Source organism: Veillonella magna, assembly GCF_959600285.1.
GTDB classification, from domain to species: Bacteria; Bacillota; Negativicutes; order Veillonellales; family Veillonellaceae; genus Veillonella_A; species Veillonella_A magna.
In genome coordinates this window covers 1-23,396 of the sequence record NZ_CAUGKU010000003.1, presented here as the reverse complement: position 1 = coordinate 23,396, position 23,396 = coordinate 1, and the positions used below count along the sequence as shown (strand labels likewise).

At 48.6% G+C, this 23,396-nt stretch carries 20 protein-coding genes; 1 reads left to right on the top strand and 19 read right to left on the bottom strand.

All coding sequences use genetic code 11. The features are described 5' to 3' along the window. Nucleotides 1–207: 207 nt before the first annotated feature. The 13 genes from Q5873_RS02570 to Q5873_RS02510 form a co-directional block, all read right to left on the bottom strand. Nucleotides 208–1,329: an Ldh family oxidoreductase gene (locus tag Q5873_RS02570; RefSeq protein ID WP_028254425.1), complete on the bottom strand. Its 1,122-nt coding sequence runs from the start codon at nucleotides 1,327–1,329 to the stop codon at nucleotides 208–210. 287 nt (nucleotides 1,330–1,616) lie between these two features. Beyond that, nucleotides 1,617–2,678 carry a M48 family metallopeptidase gene (locus Q5873_RS02565; protein ID WP_205087507.1) on the bottom strand — a complete coding sequence of 354 codons (1,062 nt, stop codon included), beginning with the start codon at nucleotides 2,676–2,678 and terminating at the stop codon, nucleotides 1,617–1,619. A 12-nt stretch (nucleotides 2,679–2,690) separates the two neighbouring features. Beyond that, entirely contained in the window at nucleotides 2,691–4,028 is a 1,338-nt protein-coding gene (gene dnaB, locus Q5873_RS02560) for a replicative DNA helicase (RefSeq protein ID WP_028254424.1), read from the bottom strand. A gap of 157 nt (nucleotides 4,029–4,185) precedes the next feature. Beyond that, nucleotides 4,186–4,632 carry a 50S ribosomal protein L9 gene (gene rplI / locus Q5873_RS02555; RefSeq protein ID WP_028254423.1) on the bottom strand — a complete coding sequence of 149 codons (447 nt, stop codon included), beginning with the start codon at nucleotides 4,630–4,632 and terminating at the stop codon, nucleotides 4,186–4,188. After that, nucleotides 4,629–6,647, bottom strand: a complete 2,019-nt coding sequence (locus Q5873_RS02550) for a DHH family phosphoesterase (RefSeq protein ID WP_303059128.1) — start codon at nucleotides 6,645–6,647, stop codon at nucleotides 4,629–4,631. The genes rplI and Q5873_RS02550 overlap by 4 nt, the downstream gene beginning before the upstream one ends. A gap of 26 nt (nucleotides 6,648–6,673) precedes the next feature. Further along, a complete protein-coding gene (locus Q5873_RS02545; RefSeq protein ID WP_303059127.1) occupies nucleotides 6,674–7,624 on the bottom strand; it encodes a DUF2232 domain-containing protein in 951 nt (316 codons plus the stop codon). 268 nt (nucleotides 7,625–7,892) lie between these two features. After that, nucleotides 7,893–9,362 (bottom strand): vWA domain-containing protein, encoded by a 1,470-nt coding sequence (locus tag Q5873_RS02540; protein ID WP_288758846.1) that lies wholly within the window; start codon nucleotides 9,360–9,362, stop codon nucleotides 7,893–7,895. Nucleotides 9,363–9,373: 11 nt separating this feature from the next. After that, nucleotides 9,374–10,471 carry an AAA family ATPase gene (locus tag Q5873_RS02535; RefSeq protein WP_303059126.1) on the bottom strand — a complete coding sequence of 366 codons (1,098 nt, stop codon included), beginning with the start codon at nucleotides 10,469–10,471 and terminating at the stop codon, nucleotides 9,374–9,376. Nucleotides 10,472–10,482: 11 nt separating this feature from the next. Continuing rightward, a complete protein-coding gene (locus Q5873_RS02530; RefSeq protein WP_205087502.1) occupies nucleotides 10,483–11,289 on the bottom strand; it encodes a hypothetical protein in 807 nt (268 codons plus the stop codon). A gap of 352 nt (nucleotides 11,290–11,641) precedes the next feature. Then, nucleotides 11,642–13,690, bottom strand: a complete 2,049-nt coding sequence (locus Q5873_RS02525; protein ID WP_239447770.1) for a ribonuclease J — start codon at nucleotides 13,688–13,690, stop codon at nucleotides 11,642–11,644. Between the two features lie 322 nt (nucleotides 13,691–14,012). Beyond that, nucleotides 14,013–14,753: a uracil-DNA glycosylase gene (locus Q5873_RS02520; protein WP_303059125.1), complete on the bottom strand. Its 741-nt coding sequence runs from the start codon at nucleotides 14,751–14,753 to the stop codon at nucleotides 14,013–14,015. Next, complete coding sequence (locus Q5873_RS02515) at nucleotides 14,753–16,372, bottom strand: ArnT family glycosyltransferase (RefSeq protein ID WP_303059124.1); 1,620 nt, start codon at nucleotides 16,370–16,372, stop codon at nucleotides 14,753–14,755. The genes Q5873_RS02520 and Q5873_RS02515 overlap by 1 nt, the downstream gene beginning before the upstream one ends. Nucleotides 16,373–16,384: 12 nt before the next feature. Next, nucleotides 16,385–16,987: a DedA family protein gene (locus tag Q5873_RS02510; RefSeq protein WP_028254416.1), complete on the bottom strand. Its 603-nt coding sequence runs from the start codon at nucleotides 16,985–16,987 to the stop codon at nucleotides 16,385–16,387. Nucleotides 16,988–17,411: 424 nt separating this feature from the next. Between Q5873_RS02510 and Q5873_RS02505 the strand changes: the two genes are divergently transcribed. Continuing rightward, nucleotides 17,412–18,140: a gamma-glutamyl-gamma-aminobutyrate hydrolase family protein gene (locus Q5873_RS02505; RefSeq protein ID WP_303059123.1), complete on the top strand. Its 729-nt coding sequence runs from the start codon at nucleotides 17,412–17,414 to the stop codon at nucleotides 18,138–18,140. 187 nt (nucleotides 18,141–18,327) lie between these two features. Here Q5873_RS02505 and Q5873_RS02500 read toward each other — a convergent pair whose 3' ends face one another. The 6 genes from Q5873_RS02500 to Q5873_RS02475 form a co-directional block, all read right to left on the bottom strand. After that, entirely contained in the window at nucleotides 18,328–18,519 is a 192-nt protein-coding gene (locus Q5873_RS02500) for a hypothetical protein (protein ID WP_303059122.1), read from the bottom strand. Beyond that, on the bottom strand, nucleotides 18,467–19,309 hold the full coding sequence (locus Q5873_RS02495) for a hypothetical protein (protein ID WP_303059121.1): 843 nt from the start codon (nucleotides 19,307–19,309) through the stop codon (nucleotides 18,467–18,469). The genes Q5873_RS02500 and Q5873_RS02495 overlap by 53 nt, the downstream gene beginning before the upstream one ends. Nucleotides 19,310–20,003: 694 nt before the next feature. Further along, complete coding sequence (locus tag Q5873_RS02490) at nucleotides 20,004–20,465, bottom strand: GNAT family N-acetyltransferase (RefSeq protein ID WP_303059120.1); 462 nt, start codon at nucleotides 20,463–20,465, stop codon at nucleotides 20,004–20,006. 198 nt (nucleotides 20,466–20,663) lie between these two features. Next, nucleotides 20,664–21,473 (bottom strand): EFR1 family ferrodoxin, encoded by an 810-nt coding sequence (locus Q5873_RS02485; RefSeq protein ID WP_303059119.1) that lies wholly within the window; start codon nucleotides 21,471–21,473, stop codon nucleotides 20,664–20,666. Nucleotides 21,474–21,669: 196 nt separating this feature from the next. Then, entirely contained in the window at nucleotides 21,670–22,713 is a 1,044-nt protein-coding gene (locus tag Q5873_RS02480; protein ID WP_303059118.1) for a lactonase family protein, read from the bottom strand. A 26-nt stretch (nucleotides 22,714–22,739) separates the two neighbouring features. Then, nucleotides 22,740–23,396, bottom strand: a 657-nt coding sequence (locus Q5873_RS02475) for an SLC13 family permease (protein ID WP_303059117.1), incomplete at its 5' end; no start/stop codon positions are given.

Sequence of the window (23,396 nt, the reverse complement as noted above, 5' to 3'; positions counted from 1 at the left end):
AAAAAGAAAGAGGAAATCACCAAATCCCCTGGATTTCCTCTTCTTCTTATACAAAACGAGGCTTCGACCGACTTCTGTACTGACTGTTTCACAGCTCTGTCATGTAAGAGCATCGTCGATTACGCATCGACTCGTATTCAGTTGTATCGGCCGAACACCATCGCTTCTATGCCTTATTTCACTGTTTACTGTTTGACAATCGTCAAATTAGTACGTAGCTTTTACGCCTTCTACTGGCGGTTTGTAATCGCCGAAGTATTTGGAGAAGTCAAGACCTAAGTACTGGCAAAGGTCATATACTTCCGTCATCGTCTTATCGATTACAGGGATACCGTTTTCTTCGCGGTCCTTAATAGCTTCCATTTCTTTTTCGCCATGAGTATAAATGCGAGTCTGACCTTCAGCTTTAGGAGCTTCACGCAATTCCTGGAGGTACGTGGAGAAATGTTTCTTAATAGCTTCCGGATCACCGAAGAATGCAGGGTTAATAGCCATGAAGCCGTGGCAAATGTTGGATTTGCCGCCAACCATACATTTGTTGGAAGTACCACCCATGGAAAGGATAGCTGCGAACAATTCTACAACCATGCCGTTACCATAACCTTTGTGGGAACCTAATTTTTCAGTACTGCCGCCGAGAGGCATGATACCGCCGCCGATATGAGCGGAGATGTTAGCCAATACGTCTGCTGCATCTGTGGACGGGTTGCCGTCTTTGTTCAATGCCCAGCCGTCCGGCAAAGCTTTACCCAATTTGTTGTACATTTCGAGTTTACCACGAGTTACTACTGTAGTGGAAGCATCGAAGAAGAAGTTGTACGGATCAGCCGGTGCTGCCCAAGCCTGCGGGTTGGAACCCAACATAGCTTTACGAGCATAGGTCGGAACCATGATAGCTTCGGAGTTAGTGCAGGAGAAGCCGATTAAGCCTTCCTTAACTGCCATGTTAGCATAGTAGCCGGCAATACCGTAGTGGTTGGAGTTACGTACAGAAACGATACCTACGCCATTTTCTTTAGCTTTTTTAACAGCCAATTCCATAGCGAAGTGACCGTTCAACTGACCCATAGCTTCGTGGCCATCGATAACAGCGGATACCGGTGTTTCGAAAACAACTTCCGGTTTAGCGTCAACTTTGATCGTACCTTTTTCGATACCTTTGTGGTAACGAACCATACGCTGCATACCATGGCTTTCGATGCCGTATAAGTCAGACGTCAAAAGTACGTCTTTAATAATTTCAGCATCGGATTTGGAGAAACCGAATTTTACGAAAGCGTCTACACAGAGTCTGTTGAGCTGGTCATAAGAGAATTTTACGTATCCCATTTTACAAACCTCTTTCCAAATAAACATATACCTGAATAAGTCCTGCCGATTGAGAACTTATTCCCTTCTAAAGACATGCTCATTATAGCACAGGCACATTAATAGTTGAATAGCACAGGCGGCATAAAACGCAAAATAACGTTACTAAATCCGCATAGCTCCCTCATTTTTGACGATTAACTGACGATGTACAGACGTGCCCAAGCCAGTGCCAAAGGGACTTTTATAGACAATGACTTTTACTAATAGCAAGTATGAATTCGAAGGGTTGTCCCGGGGATTTCTCACTATTTTTTCTTTGTTAACGCATTATTTATCGCCGTTGACACCTTAAATGCCTCATCGGCATTGTCTGCCGTTACCAACGACATTGTCCCCATCATAACTTGATTACCGTTCACCGATGTAGCCGTTAATTGATTATCATGCGCCAATCGAGCCAACTTGCCGGCTACCAAAAACGCCCGCATTTCGTCCGTGTAGCGTCCCATAGTAGTACCGGTGTAAACAGCCTGCTTATTTAGATATACTGTCTTGTCTTTCACATCCACTTGCTTACGGCTGTATTCATACATGCGCTTTACATTATCCCTAATACGATCGCTGGTCTTTGGATGATTGTTCGGGGACAACACCTTCGACAAGCCTTCATGATACAAATCGCCGTACTTAGCTTTTATAACCGCCATCGAGCTGGGCGCACCGCCCAAATTGTAAGGCGAGTCGGCCAAAATAACAAAGCCTAATTTATCCGCATCCTTTTCCTGGCCCATGGTGAATACTTGATTTTCCATGTACTGCCCGATAATACCGCCCAGCATCTGTCCGGCTCCGTCGGCTCCGGATGTAGCCATGCCGATGGCTGTGGCCAAGCCTACGGATTTCTTAGCTCCATGGACCAAATCCTTGTGCTCGCCGTGACCGATTTCATGAGCCATAACATAGGCAAGCTCGTTATCATCCATAGCATCCATGGTGCCTGTATTGACAGCCATAACGCGACCAAAGGTCATAAACGCATTGATGTCCGGATCCGGTACTACGTAAACCACGTAATCACGTTTTACCTGCGGTGATGCTTCGAGTGTTCCCAAGATTCGATCCACCCGTTCTTGATAAGCCGGGTTGTCATAAAAACCGGTTCTGCGTTTCGTTTCTTTCAGCATTTCCGCCTGACCTTCATCGGTGTCGTCGATTTTGGACAGCGCCGTCGATACATAGGCCATGGATGCCGCACCTTGAAACAATATTTCCCACGGTGACGCTGCCTGTGCCGCCGGCATATACATGCCGCTGCCCAGCCCCAATGCTACAGCCCCTGCAATCAAACCTTTTTTCCATCGATTCATGGGAATCCCTCCTTATTCGTTACGATAACTTACATCGCGGAAGCGCGTAAACTCGCCTTGGAACATGAGTTCCACCGTTTTGAGCGCCCCGTTACGATGCTTACGGATAATAACCTCCGTAATATCACCTTTCTCGGTATTTTCATTGTAATACTTATCACGATACAGGAATGCTACAATGTCCGCATCCTGTTCCAAGGATCCCGATTCGCGCAAATCACTGAGAATCGGTCGTTTATCCGTACGGCTTTCCACACCGCGGCTCAACTGCGACAACGCAATGAGCGGTACATCCATTTCACGGGCGATTAATTTAAGATTACGGGAAATTTCGGAAATTTCTTGCTGCCGATTATCGCTGTTGCCGTGACCGCGTCCCTGCATAAGCTGCACATAGTCGATTACCACCAAATCAAGGCCGTGTTCTACCTTGAGTCGCCGCAGCTTAGACCGCATTTCCTGTGCCGTCAGCCCCGGCGTATCATCAATGTAAAGCGGTGCTTTACTCATCATATCCGCCGCCTTGATGACCCGTGCCCAATCATTCGGTTCCAGCTGTCCCGTGCGAAGCTTTTCCGAGCTCACCTCTGCGACGGACGATAAAATACGATTGACCAGCTGCTCCTTAGACATTTCCAAAGAGAAAAAAGCTACCGTCTTTTTTGCCAAAATGGAAACATTCTGTGCAATATTCAACGTAAATGCCGTCTTCCCCATACTCGGACGCGCCGCGATGAGGATGAGGTCCGACTTCTGCAAGCCGTTGGTGACTTCGTCCAAATCGTGAAAGCCCGTAGGCAAGCCCGTCAGGTATCCTTCGTATTGTTGAATTTCATTGATTCGTTCCATAGATTGCTGAACAACCATCCCCATCGGCGTAAAGGTACTTTCCGATTTTGTTTGGCCACTTACATTGAGCACCAGCTGCTCCGCTTCATTAATGATCGACTGCGGCTCTTCCTCGCCGGCATAGCTCATCCCTACAATTTTGTTGCCCGCATCGATAAGCCGACGGAGCTGTGCCTTTTCACTGACAATGCGTGCATGCGCTTCCACGTTGTACGCTGCCAAGGAGTCTTCCGTAAGCGATGTAATATACGCAATGCCGCCTACCGTTTCCAATTTGCCCATACGCGTCAATTCATCGGCTAACAAAACAAAGTCGGCCCGCCGCTCCGTATGAATGATATTTTGCAAGGCCTCATAAATCACGCGATGTGCATCGCGATAAAAATCCTCTGTCTTAACAATGGTACTCACCGTATCATACGCATCCTCACTGGTAAGCAGCGCTCCCAATACGGCCCGCTCCGCTTCTATACTGTGTGGCGGAATACGTGCTTCAGCCATAATTTACCCCTTTCCGCACGGCCCATGCCATGCTGCCTCTTAGGCATTTTGCAACAAAAGAGGGCATCCGCCTCACATCACTCTGACGGATGTACGGATACCCTATACGTAACTTGTAGCTACCAATCCAACTTGGTTTGATTAGTATGCGCTCCGCTTAGCCGGCTACAACGTCTACCTTGATGGTCGTCGTAATTTCCGGATGCACGCGGATGACTACATCATGAACGCCCAACGTTTTAAGCGGTTCTTTGATTTCGATTTTCTTTTTGTCCACGTCTACCTTCACCTGAGATGCCAATGCATCAGCAATATCCTTAGCCGTTACGGAACCGAACACGCGACCGCCTTCACCCATCTTCACGGGAATGGTAACGGATACCTTGGCCAACTGGCTGGCCAAGATTTTAGCTTCATCCGCATCCACCTGCTTCTTATGTGCGGCCGATGCCTGACGCTGCTTGGCATTGTTCAAGTTTGCCGGCGTACCTTCCAGGGCCTGCCCTTTTTTGATGAGCACATTGCGGCCGTAGCCTTCGCTTACTTCTACAATTTCCCCTTTTTTACCTACTTTTTTTACATCTTCCAGCAAGATTACCTTCATTCTTCCTGTTCCTCCTTCTTCATCTGTTCCACGGCTTTCAGCGCTTCCGCCTGCACGGCTGCTTTGGCCTCTTCTATGGTCATATGTGAAAGCTGTGCGCCGGCGACAGTGCGATGACCGCCACCGCCTAAGGCTTCCATAATCAACTGTACATTTACATTGCCTTGCGAACGCGCACTGACACCGATAACATCATCGGGCAAGTTATACAACACAAAGCTGGCTTCAATGCCTTCAATGGTAATCAGCACATCCGCTGTTTGCGCCGCCAAAATAGACGGCCCCTTTACACCGCCGGGGCATACCGTAAAGGCCAAGCCTTCCGTGCGCTCTGCTTCTGCCAACATTTGCGAACGATACTGCATCGCCTCAAAGCTTTCCATAAAGAGATGGCGCACAATGGATAAATCCGCACCGGAACGTCGCAAGAAGGACGCTGCATCAAAGGTGCGCGAACCGGTTTGAACGGCGAAGTTTTTCGTATCCACCACAATACCCGCGTATAACGCACTGGCTTCGATAACATTCAGCGAAATCGGTTCCGCAAAGTATTGAATCAATTCCGTCACCAATTCACTGGTCGACGACGAAGCCGGTTCCAAATAGGTAAGCAACGGCTTTTCGATAAAATCCGATGCCCGGCGATGGTGATCGATAACTACGCGGCGTTTTGATTTTTGAAGCGCCTTTACTGCCGCCACCATGTCGGGGCGATGCACATCCACTACAAATACCAAGGTATTGTCCGTCGTCAATTCCTCCGCTTCCTGTGGCGTTACCAACAGACGAGCAAAGGTGGGCTCTGTGGGGAATAAATCGGATAATTTTTTAATCGCCACCGTCTGATCGCTTACGGCGACATGCACAATCTTGCCGGCTGCCTTGGCCATGGCCGCTACACCGATGGCCCCGCCTATGCTGTCGTAATCTTCCCGTTCATGGCCCATGACGATAACATTGTCCGCATCATCCATAAGCTCTTTAATGGCCTGTGCCACCACGCGAGCACGCACACGGGTATTCTTTTCGGACCCCTGCGTCTTGCCGCCGTAGAAGGTCAAATCGGATCCGATGTACACACTGGCCTGATCGCCACCGCGGCCCAATGCCAATTCCAATGCCGACCGCGCCCGTTCCGATTGTTCTTTAATGGACGGTTCGCCTGCGGCAATACCGATACTGATGGTGGCCGGTATACGGCGACTGGTAGGAATGCTGTGTACCCGTGCCAACAGCGGAAAGTTGTGAGCAATCATATCCGTTAGGGCTTCTTTGGAGATACAGAAGATGTACGAATCCTCCGCATAGTTCCGGATGAAGCCGTCATATTTATCGATTTCTTCCACTACGGCATTATTGATTTCTGCCCACAAGTTCGTGTATTCCACATCGCTAAGACCCTTCGTTACATCTTCGATATTATCCATCATAAGAAAGCCGAAAGCCGGTGCCGATGCTTCCGCATCCAGGCGCAACTGTTCCGATTCGGTAATATCATCAAAATAAAAGGCCATATACGATTCCAGCTCCGCATCCTCCGACTCGGCATAGGCATGCGGATTTTCAATGTACTTGTAAATAACGCGGAAGTACCGTTCATCAATATGTTCGTTAAAGTGGCCGGACTTTCCCCAAATTTTATCCAATCGCAACGCCGGAATAAAGCTGTTCAATCGCTGTGTCTTATCAAGATCTACGGTAAGCCAATCGCGAAATACGCTGTTGCACCAACAAATGCGCGCCTTGCTGTCGATGATAACAATAGCCGTCGGCAAATTTTGCAGCGCAAAGCTGGACGCCTGCGTAACGCCTTTGGCAATGGCATCAAACTGCTCCTTCCAAATGCGTTGCTCCCGTCGCACCGCTTTATGATTATACAAATAAACGGCAATGACAAAGATAAAACTCAATACCGCAAAGGGCCAGCTTAACCACGCAATTACAGCCAATAAAATAAGCACTACGCCGATGGTCGTACGCGTCAATATTCTAAAAAAATCTCGTTCTGAATTCATACGATGTCCCTGCTTTCTTCTCAGTCTTACTCAGACCGCTTAGCAAAGCGGTTTCGACAATCCAGTAATATATCAAGGGCTCCCAAAATGACCGCCGTCATCTGCATGACAAACAGCATGGCCATCAAGAAGGTTCTAAGCACGGGCCCCAGTCGATAGCTTTTGCATAAACTCCAACCGCAGGCCAGTCCCTGCAACGCCAGAAGCAAACCGCCGATCCACCACATATTAAGGCTTACCAAGGACAGCCATTCGATGGATCGCGTATCACCCCAGTACATCAGGAGCAATCCTAAAATATAAATGTACAGCACCGCTACGGGCATGCGCCACTGGGATAATCCCGGCAACTGCCGATCCATACTGCCCGTTCGGCGCAATACCATCGCCGTCAAACGGCATGTCAAATACGACAAAATTCCCATGGCTGCAAAGCAAGCCGTCAACAGCGTGCGACCGATAAACTCGATTTGCCGCTGCATGTTTTGCGTCATTTCCTGCAGCTGCGATGCCGTCATGCCCTGTGACGTATACATATCGACGACGTTCTTCATGGCCTCCGATTTTACGGATTCCCACATGCCCACATAATCTATGTTGAGCAAGTACATGCCGCCTACAATTTGCAGCACCGTTGCCACCGTAGCCACCACGGCAGGAATCCCTACCAAGCGGCCCAGGCCCCAATGCTTACTGAAACCATACCCCACCAAGGCACCGGGCAAGGCAAAGGTCAATCCTTCCGCCAAAGCCACCATGGGCGATAACAAAAAGGACAAGGCGATGGTCGAACCGATGACGGCCAATATACTCCATCGCACACCATGCCGTACACCGACCACCGCAACCGTAGTGGGCACAACAATGCTGCTCAAAAATCCCATGAGCGGAATGTTCGTACCGATAATGGTCAATACCATAATTACCGCCGTTAAAAAACCGGTTTCCACAACGGCTCTCGTCTCACTGTATTTCATATAAATCTCTCCGTCTTTTATTTACCCAGGGGGCTGCGTTTGGTTACCGCCGTCCCGAGCAAGTTAGTAGTTGTTGCCTCGCTTCATTACCTATGAGTACGCATCGCGACTCATAATCTATGAGTGCCGATTTCGACGCATTACCTATGAATACGCATCGCGACTCATAGCCTATGAATGCCGAGTAACATATACCTATTATAAGAAATTTTATAGAAAAAATATAGTGCTTGCCCTACACCGTCTATCACTCAAGATTCATCGGGTCTCAATCATCCCAATCCTTTTCCTGATTCATCATCGAAAATCCTTCTTGGTTATTCATGGAGTATCCGTCGGTACGTTCATATTCCATTTCGCCTTCTACGATTTCAAAGGGTCGCGTGCGCATCGCTTTTACAGCACCCCAAGGACGCTTCAACGACAGCTGCTGTCCGGAGTCGGCTAAGATCCACAAGATGGGATAGCCCTTGGGATCGACGGTAAGCCGCGGTTCCCCTTTGCCGTCCGTAAAATAAATAAGCACGTCAATCTGATGCTCGTTGCCATAAGCAATCACCGGCGAGAAGGCCGTACCGCCTCGCGCTGCCAACCGAGATTGCACATCCTCCGGTCGCTGCACCGTATAGGTGCGCCGGATTTGATCGTCACATTCGACGATCGTAATTTCATAATCGTAGCTTTTCACCAAGCGAAGCACTTCGCGCAGTGCCTCCGTAAACGCCGCATCGCTGATACTGCCGCTGCAATCGAGAGCGACCACAATGCGCGCCCGATGCTTTCTAAGCTGTCCCCGTAAATCGAGACGCTCCGGCTGTCGCCGATGACGGCGGGTATTGGTTTTCTTATAGCCGCTTACTACGCGTCCCAACATGCGTTTTAAATACAACTGCCACGGCAAGCCTTCCTTTTGCTCTGCCAATAGCTTTAGCAACGGTTCCATATACCCCGGCGTGCCGCCCTTTTGCGCGGCCTTGGCAGCCTTCTCCGTAAACTGCTGCATCAAATCGCTTTCCACGGGAATCTCTTCCCATTCATCGTGAGTATGCGCCGCATCGAAGGAGGTAGCCACCTCGTACGCATCGCGATCGCTCCATATATCGCCCACCTCTGCACTGCCGTCCGTTTCGCGAGCAATATCGATGGCTTCCTCGATGTGCTCAATATAATATTCCAAGCTCTTAAAGGGCAACAGCTCCAAACCGTATGCAGCGTTAACGCCCTTCACCGTTACGGCCTCATCGGGAAGCTCCGTTAAATATCCGTTCACCACCAAATCCATGGCCAGGTTAATGGCCAGCGGACTGTATTGCTCCCGCAAGCGGCGAATGCGCAGCGGATGAAGGGCTACGACGTGAAGAATTTCATGGCGCAGTGCCGTCATCATTTGCTCCGGCGTAAGTGTTAAAAATAAAAACGGATTAAACCGAAGCACGTAACGCGTATCTTTAAAGGTAACCCCCGTGGCATCCGTCAAATGCCATGCCAGGGTTTGTCCCATTTGAAACAGGAAGTAGCCGTAAAAGGGATCCTCATCGACGAGGCGCCGTCCTACGGCAGCGACAATCGAAAAGAACCTCGCTTCATACGCTGCTTTTCGTTCCGCTTCCTCGCTTGTCAGCGATGCGTCCCGCCAGTATTCGCTGCGATGATTCTCCACGGCATCCTTTGTTTCTTCATGCAGCCTGCCGATGCGCTCGCGCAGCGGCAACGCCTGCCACTGTCTTTCAGTCATCATACCGCCTCATCTCAATCGCGTTGCATTGCGAAATACATATCTACAAAACCATCGTAGCCCTTGGCTTTATCGTACACATAAGGCAATGTATTTTTCATATCCTTCATAAGCCCCAGTCGCAAATCTTCCGGGTACAGGCCTAACCATTCCACCAAGCGCTGCAAAACTGCGCTTTCATCACCGGCCCATACCTCATGACGCTCTTCCATATAGCGCAGTACATGCTTGGCTGCTAGGTAAAGGCGCGTCGGTGTTTCCTTTTGAATCCATGCGGCGACCTGTGCCATATCCGCGTCCTGTCCAAACACATCGTCAAAGCCGAGCAAAGGCTGACGGTCGCTTTCAATGAACGCCATAAATTCACGGGCAATCGCCGTACCTACATTACCGCGCACCACATTGTAAAAGACATCGCTGCCGAAAGCGTCCGCATCTGCCATGTAAGCGCGATACAAAGCGGACACGCGTTCATAGCTGCGCGGCGTCGCCTGCAGATCGTCGGTATTACTCTTATTCAAATATTCCGGGAAGGTGGCGATAAACTCAATCACCGTTTCATCCAATCCTTCTTCAGCGGCCCAATCGAGCCATTGCAAATAATCCGCTTCCATGGTGAGCCAAACAAAACGATTTTGCTGGGCCACGTCCATTTCCACCGTCTGGTATTCATAGCGATCCGCCGGATTCATGGCCGCTACGATATGCACTTTGTCCGGCAACACAAAGCCGTTGATTTCCCGATTCAAAATCAAATTCATCAGCTCCTGCTGCACCGCATGTTCGCAGCGATTGATTTCATCAATAAAGAGGAGCACCTCCCGACCGGCCGCGATTTCCTCCGCTACGCGGCGCAACAGATGATGCACCGCATACACGGTAACGCGCATCGTATCACTACTGTTTTTTTCCGGGGACACAACCGTAGGCAAGCCACCGATTTCACCTTCTTTAAGCAAATTGCCGTCGATAGTCACCACCGACCAGCCGTGCCGTTCTGCCAGCTTACGCGCCAACGATGTTTTGCCGATACCCGTATCGCCTACGAGCAGCGGTACCTGTCCGACGGATAATACCAACTCTACACTTTTCATGGTATCTCTGAAATTCATATATACACCTCTCAAAATTTTAATTTTTCATCCATGGCAACCCGCCGTGCCTTAGCACTGCCATGCGTGTCGATAATCAACAGCGGATTCACGGGAAAGCTCACCGCATGAATATCAAAAATACGGCTGCTTACCAAATGGCGAATGTAGCTTTCATCCACATCGGGATCGGCCACTACATCCTGCAACGCCTTCGTCAAACGCCCCACGTCAATAACCAAGGACGGCGGCAAATATTTGCCTACCAAACAGTTCACCTTCAACATGGCCAGCGCCGTATCCTCATCGAGATCTGTCACCAACCGCGCCGCTCTGGCATCTTGCCGCACTGCTTCCAGAATCGCCGACAGTGCCGGGTGCTGTATGTAGCGCAAGGCCTGATAATTTTCCTTCACCGCCGCCATCTGCACCGCTTCCGACGGATGATCCAAAAACTTAATGGCATCGTAATTGTGTGTCACCGCCAGCAGCTGTAATTCTTCGGATGGCTCCGGAATGTATTGAATGGCCCAACCGGACTGTGCCAAGGCTGCGTGAATCAACTCATCGTCGGGATTGTCGATTAAGGATAAATTATTCCACCCTCGATCGACGACATAGCGCAGCAATTCCTTACTGGGATGCGCAATGTATTGCAACGCCCGCGGCATGGAGTCCACCGCTGCCTTCATCATTTCCTCCGTAGGTTCCTTGATATGTTGAATGACCAACCCATTTTTACGAAGCGCAGTCATTTTCATTTCATCCGTAGGAGTATCCATGTAGGCAATCGCATACGGATTGACCTGTAAAATTGCTAATTGTTTATCATCACTCATCGTATTTCCCTCATCGTATTTCCCTTATCGAATATATTCGTTCTATCGTTATATGATACCACTTCTCATTTGTTTTGCCTATAAGAAATAGCCGGGCACACAAAATGACGGTTACCTACGCATCGTCCGTATCCTGCCGGCACAGCTTGCCAATGGCAAGACATGCAAAACGGTCGCCGCCTTTTGAGCAACGACCGTCTGTTGGATGTACCTGCATGATGATACGCCATCCATCCTTATATACTATTTTACACAGCGCGACTACGTAGCGTATCCAACGATTCGCTCATACACCCATCGACTTGTAGCCGCTGTACACGTATCGACTTATACGCGCTGCACACGCATCAACTTATACGTCTTGAATAATCGGCAAAATCATCGGACGACGACGGGTTTTTTCATACAAGAATTTACCCAATGCATCCCGCACCTGCTGCTTAATCGTAGCCCAGTCTTTGATGTTCTGCATTTCACAGCGTTCCACTGCCGCTTCGGCGCGATGCTGCGCTTCCTTCATCAAATCCTCCGCATCCCGTACATACACAAAGCCGCGGGATACGATATCGGGACCGGACACAATAGTGCCGGACGCACGATCCATAGCCATCGCTACGATAACCATACCTTCCTGTGCCAACTGCTGGCGATCGCGAATAACGATATTGCCTACATCGCCGACGCCGAGACCATCTACGAACACCTTGCCCGCCGTTACGTGACCGCCTTTACGGGCCGTGCGACTGGTAAACTCAAAAATCTGACCGTTATCACCGACCAGCACGTGATTCGGTTTCACAATGCCCATGGACACCGCCAACTCACCGTGCTTTTTAAGCATGCGATACTCGCCGTGTACCGGAACAAAGAAGCGCGGACGCACCAAGTTGAGCATCGTCTTCAAATCTTCCTGGCTGCCGTGACCGGATACGTGAATGCCGCGATCCTTGCCGTAAATAACATTGGCGCCCAAGCGAAGCAGGTTGTCGATAGTGCGACCTACGGCCGCTTCGTTCCCCGGAATCGGCGTAGCCGAAATAATAATCGTATCGTTCGGCGTAATTTCTACACTGCGATGATTATTGGTAGCCATGCGGGACAAGCCGGCCATCGGTTCGCCTTGGCTGCCGGTGGTTAAAATCATAATTTCTTCATCGCGGTAACGATTCATTTCGTCCGCATCGATCAAGGTGCCTTCGGGAATATTGAGGTAGCCTCGTTCCACGGCAATTTCCGTAACATTAACCATGCTGCGCCCGAGCACCACTACCTTGCGATGGAAGGCTACGGCAGCATCGACGGCCTGCTGAATACGCGACACGTTGGACGCAAAGGTAGCCAACACAACGCGGCCCTTGGCTTCCCCTACCGCACGCAAGAGCGCCGGTCCAACCGTACTTTCCGACGGCGTAAAGCCCGGCTTTTCCACATTGGTGGAATCGGACAGAAGTGCCAATACACCTTTATTGCCCAATTCGGCAAATTTATGAACATCCATCAGCTTGCCGTCTACCGGCGTCTGATCGATTTTAAAGTCCCCCGTATGAACTACTGTGCCTACCGGCGTTTGGAAATAGATAGCACAGGCGTCCGGAATGGAGTGGTTCGTCTGGATAAAGCCTACCTTGAAGGCACCGATGCGAATTTCATCGCCGGCCTTCACCGTATTCAGCTTATCCGCGCTGACATGGTTTTCCCGCAGCTTGCCTTCGATAAGACCACACACCAAGTTCGTCGCATACACGGGCACGTCGATTTCCTTCAGCAAATACGCCAACGAACCGATATGGTCTTCGTGACCGTGCGTAATAACCACGGCGCGCACCTTGTCTTTGTTCTCGATCAAATAACTCATGTCCGGAATGACAATATCCACGCCGAACATGTCACTGTCCGGGAATGCCAAGCCCGCATCCAAAACGATAATGTCGTCGCCGTACTGGAACACAGTCATGTTCTTACCGATTTCGCCGAGACCGCCCAGCGGAATGATCATGAGCTTTTCCTTTTTGCCCGACGTGCTTTCGCGATGCGTCGTACGCGTACTCTTAGTCGTGCGAGTGCGCGTTGTCTTTTCATTGGCACCGGTTGCTTTTGTTTTATTGGCTGTGCTGCGCGTGGTGCGACGTGCCGTATGCTGTTCACCATCGGCGGCTACGGTGCGACTCGTCTTGCTCGTGCGGCGAGTCGTGCGCTTGGTGGTTGCATCGCCGTCTGTTTTACTTGTCGTGGTGCGACGGGAACGGCGCGGTGCAGCTTCCTTACGGGCATCGCCCTTAGTACCTTCACTATGATTAGCGGTGCGGCGCGTACGCTTTACTTCCTTCACCGGCGCATCTACCCCGGCCGCTTCCTGTAATACCGATTCTAATACGGCAGTCATTTCATTTTTTGTTGTCATAAGTATATACAATCCTCCTATAAAAAAGAGGCCAGCCCTACGGCTGACCTTGCAAGTATCATTTGAACATACCAAAATAGAGTGTCCCTTATAGGTACACCTGGTATACGTTGTGCAATTAGTCCGAACAATATACGCTGCAGGTCAATCACGAGCAACTACCTTAGACCTACCCAATATATTTTGTCCTAAGCCGATCAAATACGTTGCTATTAGTATACCACAAATTATTTCTTCAAGGAAAGTAAAACCTATGAAACGATGAAAAAAATTTTCAATTTGTATAATTACCTATTTGCACGATTCGCTGCTCATGTATGGGCTACCTATCTTCCTTATTCGATGCCCATGTATCACCGTGCATGGCAGCCGTTGCCACCATATCCCCAAACTGTGCCTTGTACAGCGTCGCACCACCGTTGGCCGGATGTCGCAGCGGCGTTGCCTCCACGCCAAAGGCAGCCAGCGTCTGCGCCGCCTTTTGACCGACCGCGAGAATGCGACATGCACCGTTTAATTCCAGCAGCGCTTTCGTGTACGGCCATCCGGCCGTAAGCTCTGTCGGTGTCGGTGTACGATTGGACAAGGCCTCGTCCGCTTTGTGAGGATGAAAAGGAAAGATATTCCACAGCAACACACGGTACGGGTCGAGACCATTCTCAATTATCGCATTCCACACGACGGTATCCGTCGGTTCGTTAAAGCCCTTCGTTCGCTGCGTTGCCTTCGTAATGAATGGGCTGTCGCTGCGGCTTGTCCGCATGGCTTCGCCGGGAAAAATCATGGACGGCGAAATCGTCGGATGTTCTCCCAGCAGCATGCGTTCACAAGTAATGGCAATTCCCGTAAAGCGACCGCCTTGGTAACCGATGGCTTCCGCCACAACCACATAAGGGCACCGACCGAGGCGCGGTGCCAAATAGGCCGCCAGCTGTCTGCGGCGAATAGCCGGTGCTTCCGGTCCTATGTCGTATCGCTCATCGTAATCACGCCACGGATTATACACCTGCGGCGCTTCATAGTCGGCCAAGCTGTCAATAAAATTCGCTATGCTGTCCTTCATCAATTATCTCCCATGGTAACCAACCCGCTGCCTGTCATAAAAATGATAACCCCCGGCTCTTCCGCATACACGCGGAACAATCCCATCAGCGGCGATTGCTGTAAATACTTCAGCGACCTGCGCGGTACGATGACCAACGCTTGCTCCTTGCTCAATTGGGCACAGGCTTCCTGCTCGGATACGATGGGCATTTTATACTTGCCGTTCCATACGGCACTGCGTTTTTCCTCCGGTGCATAATCGCTGTTGATGCGAATCACTTCGCGATCCGTGTAATACACCAAGGACGTACTGTAACCATCATAATAATATACCTGTCCGCGGAAGGCCTCCACCGCCGGTACGTAATCCACCGAGGAGCGGCGAATCACCAGCGGTGCCACGCCTTCGTAAATCACCACGCCGGCAATGAGCATCGTCACCAAGCCGATAACCGCCGGCAGTAAATAGCGCTTGCCGTTAAAGTAACATGCCAGCAGCAATACAATGCCGACACCTACCAGCACATACAGCAAATACCAAAAGCCCCAGCCGACAAAGTAACTGCCTACGGCCAACAGCCCCCACAGGAAGAACGTCGGTCCCATCAAGATCCACCACAAGCGGCGATCGGCGCCGATGCGCAAGAGCTTTACAATGCCTACAGCCCCTAAAAAGCTAAATGGCACCAGGCTGATAAATGTGTATGTCGGATACTTGGTAGCCATCAATGTGTAAAAGAGAATCGTCCCCCAGCCGGCAATCATGGAGAACAAATAAAAATCGGAACGCTGGCGCCAACCGTAATACATACCGTAAATAACGGCGCCCGTCCAAGGCAAGGAAGCCGCCGGGAACAATGCCAGGTAATACCACCAATGATTGTCCGCCGGATGCTCGGACTCTAGGGCCCGACCTATGTTATGCAAACCTAAAAAGCCGTCTACAAATGCTTGCCCGTGTGTATGGTACATATAACCGTACCAAGGCCCGGCCACCAACAAGAAGACCAGAATCCCTTGCCACGGAAACAGCAATCGCACCATGCGCCACGACCGCATCACACCGGCATAGACAAGGAACAACAGCCCCGGCAATACGATGCCCACCGGTCCCTTGGCCAACACGCCGATACCGGCAAAGAGATAGGCAATGACAATCCACTTGGTACGTCCTTCCGCCAAACCGCGATACGCATACCCGAAGGTACCTACCGAAGCCAAAAGTAATGCCATATCCGTGACGATACCATGGGCCAAAATCCAGAACTCCAGCGATGTACCCAGTACGATGGCACTCCAAATCGCCAGCAGACGACGACCGGATATACTGCGTACCAGCTGGTACATCCACGCCACCGATAACGCGCCCAATAGCCCCGACGGCAATCGCGCCGCAAAATCGGAAATGCCGAACAGCTTGTACGACAGCGCAATCAACCAATATATCAACGCCGGCTTATCATACCAATACTGGTGAAAAATCTGCGGTGACAACCAATCACCGGATATCACCATTTCCTTTGCCGTCAACGCATACGCAGATTCTACGGGGTCCGTTATCGGCAACGATACGTTGCCGGCCACATACATAACCAAGGTGACAATAAAGAAAACTATGGATAATCGATGTATTTTCACGTCTTCCTCCGCCTACCTCTCTTCCTGCCTCTGCTTACGCCGCTTATGTCTGATCAACCAGTACACGCCGATAAGGGCAAACACCACAATCATCGCAATAAGCAATTCATGATTATACGCGATTAAATCTTTCCAATGCTCACCTAATTTAACACCTAGCCATACTAAGAGGAGCGTCCATGGGATCGTTCCCAATGTCGTCCATAAAAGGAAGTGAGGCATAGGATACCGCGCTACCCCTGCGGGGAATGAAATAAAGGTGCGCACCCCGGGCAGCAAACGACCGATGAACACCGCTGCGCCGCCGTATTTACCGAACAAGGATTCCGCCATGGCAAACTTCTTTTCGTTGAAAAAAATATACTTACCGTACTTTAACAGCACCGGCCGTCCACCGTATTCCCCGAGCCAGTACGATAACACCGATCCTACAATGCCGGCAAGCACGCCGACGATCATCGTCGTCGTCATATCGAATACACCTTGTGCAATCAAATACCCGGCAAATCCTAAGACTACTTCACTGGGAATAGGAATATTTGCATTTTCCAACACCATAGCAATAAACATGGCCCAATAGCCGTACTCGTGCATAAACATAATAATGTAGTCCACGTCACTTATCTCCTTTATACGTCGTAATACAACTGTCGCACCGTCCCGAAACTCACGGCGGCGATGTGGCGTTTTATATACACGCACTCATATACAGTTCATTGTAACACACATGAGACCTATACTCAAATACTCAATACTGCCGTCCTTAGCGAAAGCGCGGTGTCTTCTCATAGCAGCAATGCATTACAACAATGCTGTCACCGTCTCCGTTTAGTACGAATGCGCTTCGTGATTTTTGTCGCTATCCTATTATGTCCGCCTATGCTATACTGAGGGCAATCCGCCGCAAGAGAAATAAATAACGTACCTGCGGCGACAATTCGTATCGTTTTCCCTGCGAATTGTAACCGTCTTGTCAGCTCGGCTCGCGCACAACGATCTGCGCTGTCTAACTTTTTATGAACTTTGGAAGGTGATTGCTATGAAAAAACCACGTATCGGCTTGTCCGGTAGCCATATTGTCGATACCGCCGGTGTATGTCCCGGCTATCGTCGCGCTTTTGTAAACCACGATTATGTACAGTCCGTCATCAATGCCGGTGGCACTCCCATCATGCTGCCCTTTACCGATGACGAAGAGGTTGCCAAAGATATGATAGCTGCCGTAGATGGCCTGCTCCTCACCGGCGGTCACGACGTGTACCCCCTTCATTACGGCGAAGAACCGTTGCAAGGCATCGAAGATGTATGGCCCGAACGGGATCGCTTCGACTTCGCTCTCCTTGAAGAAGCACAGCGTCGTCGCTTGCCCATCATGGGAATTTGCCGCGGTCACCAAATCATCAATGTCTATCACGGTGGCTCCTTGTATCAGGATCTCAAGTATGATGATCGCTGCACACTAAAACATTCTCAGGACCAACGCCCCGACCTGGCTACCCATACCGTTACCTTAGAAGGCGATTCCCGTCTGGCTCGGCTGCTGAACACTACGAGTATCGTCACCAACAGTTTTCATCATCAAACCGTCCGCCGCGTCGGCGAAGGACTGCTCGTCACCGGTCTTGCCAAGGACGGTACCGTGGAAGCCATGGAGGGCACCGAGTATCCCTATCTCATGACCTACCAATTCCACCCGGAAATGATGACGGCTACTGCCGATTTTGCCAAACGCATCTTTGAAGACTTTATCCAAGCTGCCCGTCAATAAATGTTCGCCACAATCGATAGCATTCATTGCCGTCAGCTCTTCTTAGTGTCCATTGCCATCACCGCGTTGTAACAGTCATCCCTATTACTACTTCGTCACAGTCATCGCTATTAATACTGCGTCACAGTCATCGCTATCAGTGCATTGTAGCATTCTATACTTTGCCTGTCTGTACTCAATGCTGTACTCAATGGTACTCAAACATAATCGGCAGACCTTCAGCCTCTACATAGCTGCCGTCACCGGCGTCTATATCCCCATACTTTTTCGGTGGCATCTGCTCATCAGGTGATGCTATCTGCTCGTTAGGTGATGATGTCTGCTTCTTAACGATTTGACATCGCTCCCAGCTTCGCTCCACCGCCTTCCAGTTTTTCATCTTCGTTTCTCCTACAAACCAATCCCGACGTTGATAGTAGTCTACAAATTGTTTCGGGTCCACCGTCTCTACCTTTCTTTACACTTTCTTTAGAGATAGATTGTCTTGTATTGTCTTGTTTAGGTTTAGCTAAAAAAGTTGCGTCACTTTTTTCCTCCGTTCTTTCCATCACCCTTTCCATAGGGCTTTCCATGGCACTTTCCATGGTGCTTTCCATGGTACTTTCCGTAGAGCTTTCCATAGTACTTTCCGTAGGGCTTTCCATAGTACTTTCCGTAGGGCTTTCCATGGTGCTTTCTGTATACGTTTCCTTAGGTCTTTCGTTGGTTCTTTCGTAAGTTCTTTCATCGGTTCTTGTATCGGCTTCCTTATTGGTTCCTTCAACAGTTCTTTTATTGGTTCTTTCATTGGATCTTTCATACGCCCTTTGGGTGGTTCTTTCAGAATCGTCCTTCCCCACAGTCGCATCCATCGCCCGTTCCTTCGCCGACGACGCGGCTCCAAAGCTGGCCAGCGGGTTGAGCCGATATACTGCCGAGTGGTCCATACTTCCCTTTCTATACGCAATGCGCCCCATGCGGCGTAACTGCTCTCTGGCCTTGCGAATGGTCGGCGCCGATAGCCCCGTACTCAGCTGCAAGGCGGACATGGATAAGTCAAATTCCTCTTTCCACCCGCACAGATTGTTATAATGAAACAGCGAATGCCAAACCAACCTAGCTGACGGCGATACATTGGGATGCACCAACAACCAATTCTCAAATTTTTTAAATTCTTCAATGAAATTCATGGACAAATACCTCCTCTAAATGAATTAGGTCCTCTCCCCTCCTCACTTATTACCATCCAGCAGATGTAAACTTGTAAACGTCATTTTTAAAAAATTTTTTAAAAATTTTAAATTCCGTTGTAATGGAATTGCAACGGGCAGCAATCCAACGTGTAAAAATTTCTGTATGTTTTTACAAAATAAAAAATTACCCCTCCACTTATTACAGGCAAAAAATGGCCTAGTTTTAAACATACTCATTTATACTTTTTTCGCAATACATCTGTAACTCACTCGTCTAAAACTCTCATGAGTGTAGAAGTTGCAAGGGCCAACATGTTATATGTTTTTGTAATACAAAACGAATATTTCTCTTACATTAAAATTCCCCTCATTATATAAATCGTTTGAAAAGTGAATTTGTAAACAAAAATAGAAAAAATATCCTACGATAGCTCTTTGAAGCCCGGTCTTACGAATAAACAAAGCCCCTATAATAGCGCTTTGAAGCCTAGTCTTACGAAAGGCATTCTTCATCGCTACTATAGGGGCTTTTCCTCTGAGGGATGAAAAAAGAGAGATTCATGCCTCGACAGTCAAGTCTCCCTTCTTTTCTTCTCTCCCCAAAAAGAAAAGCGATGCTCATATATCGCAAGAGTGTCATTCGCAAGACCTGACCTCTGAGATATATGAGCATCGCCTTCTTTAATTCTCCTTATACTTCTACGCGCATTTTCTTATGAGGTATGCCGTCTTCCATAAATTCGTCGGAAATAACCCTAAAGCCTACGTTTTCATAAAACGGCTGCGCATAGCTTTGCGCTTCAATTGTGATATAACGTGCCCCCAAATCATTCTTAGCACAATTCATAGCTGCTTTTACAATCTGCGTACCCAAACCACAGCGTCGTCGCACGGCAATGACGCGACCGAACGAAGCATGTCCGTCCGCTTCGTTTTTCCAATACACCCGCGAGTACGCAACGGGCGTACCCGTTTCATCGGCAAGCCACAGATGGTACGATCGCAAATCACGCTCATCTACCTCTTGGTACGGGCAAGACTGTTCCACTACAAATACCGCCACCCGCAACCGGTAAATGGCGAACAGCTCCTCCACGGTTAATTCACTAAATCGTTTTTTATGTATTGTCCATGTCGTATCCTGTGTGTTCATCAAATGTTCGTCCTTCCTCTCGGCTTCTCTTGCGCTCGGTATAGTAGTATTCAAATCATCACGCGTATCTACGCATCCCCCTATCATTATGCGTATTGGCTCATGTTCCCATCATCACTTTCAGGCACATACCCCCATCATTACTTTCATTTGTTACTATCTGTATCATCGCCCTTGTACGTGTTACTTCCTTTTATATTATCGCTTCAACAACTCCCGGGCCTTGATATAGGGATTCGTATACTGCCGATTCATAAAATCAATATAGCCCATGCGAATGGCACCGGTAGGACACCAATGAATGCACGCCAAGCAATGGATGCAGTGACCACGCAGTTTCATCTTCCCCGCATAGGACTTGCTCGCCTTTGCTTCCCTATCTTTCTTTTTCTTCGTTTCCTTAAAATATATATTTTCTACCGGGCAAAGTCGTTCACATAATCGGCACCGAATACAACGGTGGTGATCAATTTTCATCGCCACCACGGGACTGTCCAAATACAGCTTTGACAATTCTGTCTTTAAGGCCATTTTATAACTATACGGTTCCTCTTCATGACTGCGCCGACGACCCTTCACAGCTTCGGCAATTCTCGCCAACCGTTCGTCCAATGTATATAAACTGATTAAGTCATAGGGACGACGAATGATCGGCCCTGCGTTGTCCGGCACCATAACTATCGTGTTGTACACAAGGTCCCACCCCTTTTGCAAACATGCCCGGCGCAGATTCGCCCGCGCATTGCCCTCGGCACCACCGTAAGTAATGAGTCCGTAAAAGTACGTCTGCCCACAGGAACCGCTGAACCTAGCACGCCGAAACCAATCCTTCACGGCGTCGGGAATATCAAAGTTATGCACCGGTACAACAAAACCGATGGATGGCGCGCTTTCAATGACAGGCTGCGCCTCATGAATATCCATGAGCTGCACCGTATCGCCCAACAACACTGCCAAACGCTTCGCCACATCCAGTGAATTGCCTGTTCCCGTAAAATAGTATATCATATGGCTCCCTCCTTTTTTACGCTCTCCCCTATTGAACCTTTTCATTATATAAAAGCTAACCATTGATCATATTTATTATAATAATAGCGTATATTTTTCATTCCTTCTACTGCATAACAAAAACAATGAAAAAAGCTGTAACAAGCGCTACTATTTTTAGCCTTGCTACAGCTTTTATTTCAAATATGTTTCAACATCACGTCTTATTAAACACAATACAAGTTGGGCTTTCTGTATGAACTGTTTTATCCAAGAATGTTAAATAACCACTTTCCTCTTGTACCTTAAAGAATTGCAACGTATCACTATCTTCATTAGCAACTACAATCTCATCGCTTTCCGGCACACGACTTCCAAATCGTGGTGTCTGGCCCATAACCGGCACCCAGCCCACCGATGTGAGAAAGCCTGTATCCTTGTTGATTCTATACATTGCAATGCTATCATGTAATCGATTCGTGGCATACAAAAACTCTTCTCGCCTATCTAGAATGATAGCACTCGCCTGTCCTTCCCCTGTATATGTTTCTGGTAAAGAACTAACAATCTGTACCGGTGTAAGCCTCCCTGTATTCTCGCAGAATTCATAATACGTAACGCTATTCCCTTTTTCATTAACGAGATATACCCGTCTATTGTCAGCACTTACTACAACATGGCGTGGTTCTGAATAGCATCTCGACTGTACGCTATCAACAAGTGTCAATGCTCCTGTTTCGTGGCAAACTGCAAATACCCATATTCGTTCATATCCCACATGTCTAGCCTGCGTAGGAACAAACAAGAAATTACCCGACTGATCAAATTCACACTGATGCGCAAAGGAAACATTTGCTGCATCTTGCCCCGGCAAGTGTTGCACACTCGCCGCTTCTCCCAAAGAGCCATCCGGCTTAATAGGAAATGAAGCAACAGTACCGCCTTGCAAAGTTGCTACGAAAGCAAATGTATTACTTTTATTTATTGTGATATATACCGGATTGTTTCCCGTTGCATTAACTTCCGACATATATTGTAAATTCCCATCAGCTTGAATAGCAAAAGAAGTAATAAAATTAAAGTCACCATGAACTGCATATAGATAATGTCCTGTTCTATCTATCGCCAAATAAGAAGGATTTGCCTTCGTATGCACAGTAGATATATAACGCCATACATTATCTGTTACGTCGAAAATAGAAATTCCTTTTCCCCGGGCATTTCTTTCTCTTGTTGTCCTACAACCAATATATGCAAACATAGACACACCTCTCTTTAGATTGCTCTCTACCATATACTAATCCAATTATAATAACCTAATCCGCATACCAAAGCAAACCCTATTAGCATGACAAAGGTCCACACAAACAACAAGGTAAATAATCTATTAATTTCTCTTGGTGACTTTTCTTCCCCTTGTGTATACGTAGCCATAATAAGGGAGCCTGCTGTAGACAAAGGACTCAAGGTAACTACAGCCGCAAAAGTGATCGCAAATACTAGTTCATGAACGCTAACTCCAGGGATCATTAAAGCAATGTCTGTCGCTGTAGGCACCAATGTTGGAATTACTACTCCATTAGCTGAACTAAACTGAGACATAATACCACCTGTTAATGCCATAATAGCTGCCGCACTTTGTTCCGACATAAAGTTGGCTAAAAAGTTAGCCAACAGCTTTACCCCGCCTAGTTTTTGTACTAATGTCATCAACACATTAACGCCACATACCATGATAATAACACTCCAAGGAATTTGAGAGATTCCACCTTTTTCATCGCTTCCTTTTACGGCCAATAGCACCATAGCTAGAAAGAAACCAACCAGGCCCACATCAAAGTTAAAACCAATAACCATAATGACAAGAAATATTAATAACACTACGCTAATTTTGAGGCTTCGGGCATGATTGTGGGTAAGTAGCCTCTGCCTCGCCCACTGTTT

What these genes read in the sequence shown, in the direction of transcription:
- Q5873_RS02570 (WP_028254425.1), bottom strand. Translation starts at nt 1,329, where the DNA reads ATGGGATACGTAAAATTCTCTTATGACCAGCTCAACAGACTCTGTGTA.
- Q5873_RS02565 (WP_205087507.1), bottom strand. Translation starts at nt 2,678, where the DNA reads ATGAATCGATGGAAAAAAGGTTTGATTGCAGGGGCTGTAGCATTGGGG.
- dnaB (WP_028254424.1), bottom strand. Translation starts at nt 4,028, where the DNA reads ATGGCTGAAGCACGTATTCCGCCACACAGTATAGAAGCGGAGCGGGCC.
- rplI (WP_028254423.1), bottom strand. Translation starts at nt 4,632, where the DNA reads ATGAAGGTAATCTTGCTGGAAGATGTAAAAAAAGTAGGTAAAAAAGGG.
- Q5873_RS02550 (WP_303059128.1), bottom strand. Translation starts at nt 6,647, where the DNA reads ATGAATTCAGAACGAGATTTTTTTAGAATATTGACGCGTACGACCATC.
- Q5873_RS02545 (WP_303059127.1), bottom strand. Translation starts at nt 7,624, where the DNA reads ATGAAATACAGTGAGACGAGAGCCGTTGTGGAAACCGGTTTTTTAACG.
- Q5873_RS02540 (WP_288758846.1), bottom strand. Translation starts at nt 9,362, where the DNA reads ATGATGACTGAAAGACAGTGGCAGGCGTTGCCGCTGCGCGAGCGCATC.
- Q5873_RS02535 (WP_303059126.1), bottom strand. Translation starts at nt 10,471, where the DNA reads ATGAATTTCAGAGATACCATGAAAAGTGTAGAGTTGGTATTATCCGTC.
- Q5873_RS02530 (WP_205087502.1), bottom strand. Translation starts at nt 11,289, where the DNA reads ATGAGTGATGATAAACAATTAGCAATTTTACAGGTCAATCCGTATGCG.
- Q5873_RS02525 (WP_239447770.1), bottom strand. Translation starts at nt 13,690, where the DNA reads ATGACAACAAAAAATGAAATGACTGCCGTATTAGAATCGGTATTACAG.
- Q5873_RS02520 (WP_303059125.1), bottom strand. Translation starts at nt 14,753, where the DNA reads ATGAAGGACAGCATAGCGAATTTTATTGACAGCTTGGCCGACTATGAA.
- Q5873_RS02505 (WP_303059123.1), top strand. Translation starts at nt 17,412, where the DNA reads ATGAAAAAACCACGTATCGGCTTGTCCGGTAGCCATATTGTCGATACC.
- Q5873_RS02500 (WP_303059122.1), bottom strand. Translation starts at nt 18,519, where the DNA reads ATGAAAAACTGGAAGGCGGTGGAGCGAAGCTGGGAGCGATGTCAAATC.
- Q5873_RS02495 (WP_303059121.1), bottom strand. Translation starts at nt 19,309, where the DNA reads ATGAATTTCATTGAAGAATTTAAAAAATTTGAGAATTGGTTGTTGGTG.
- Q5873_RS02490 (WP_303059120.1), bottom strand. Translation starts at nt 20,465, where the DNA reads ATGAACACACAGGATACGACATGGACAATACATAAAAAACGATTTAGT.
- Q5873_RS02485 (WP_303059119.1), bottom strand. Translation starts at nt 21,473, where the DNA reads ATGATATACTATTTTACGGGAACAGGCAATTCACTGGATGTGGCGAAG.
- Q5873_RS02480 (WP_303059118.1), bottom strand. Translation starts at nt 22,713, where the DNA reads ATGTTTGCATATATTGGTTGTAGGACAACAAGAGAAAGAAATGCCCGG.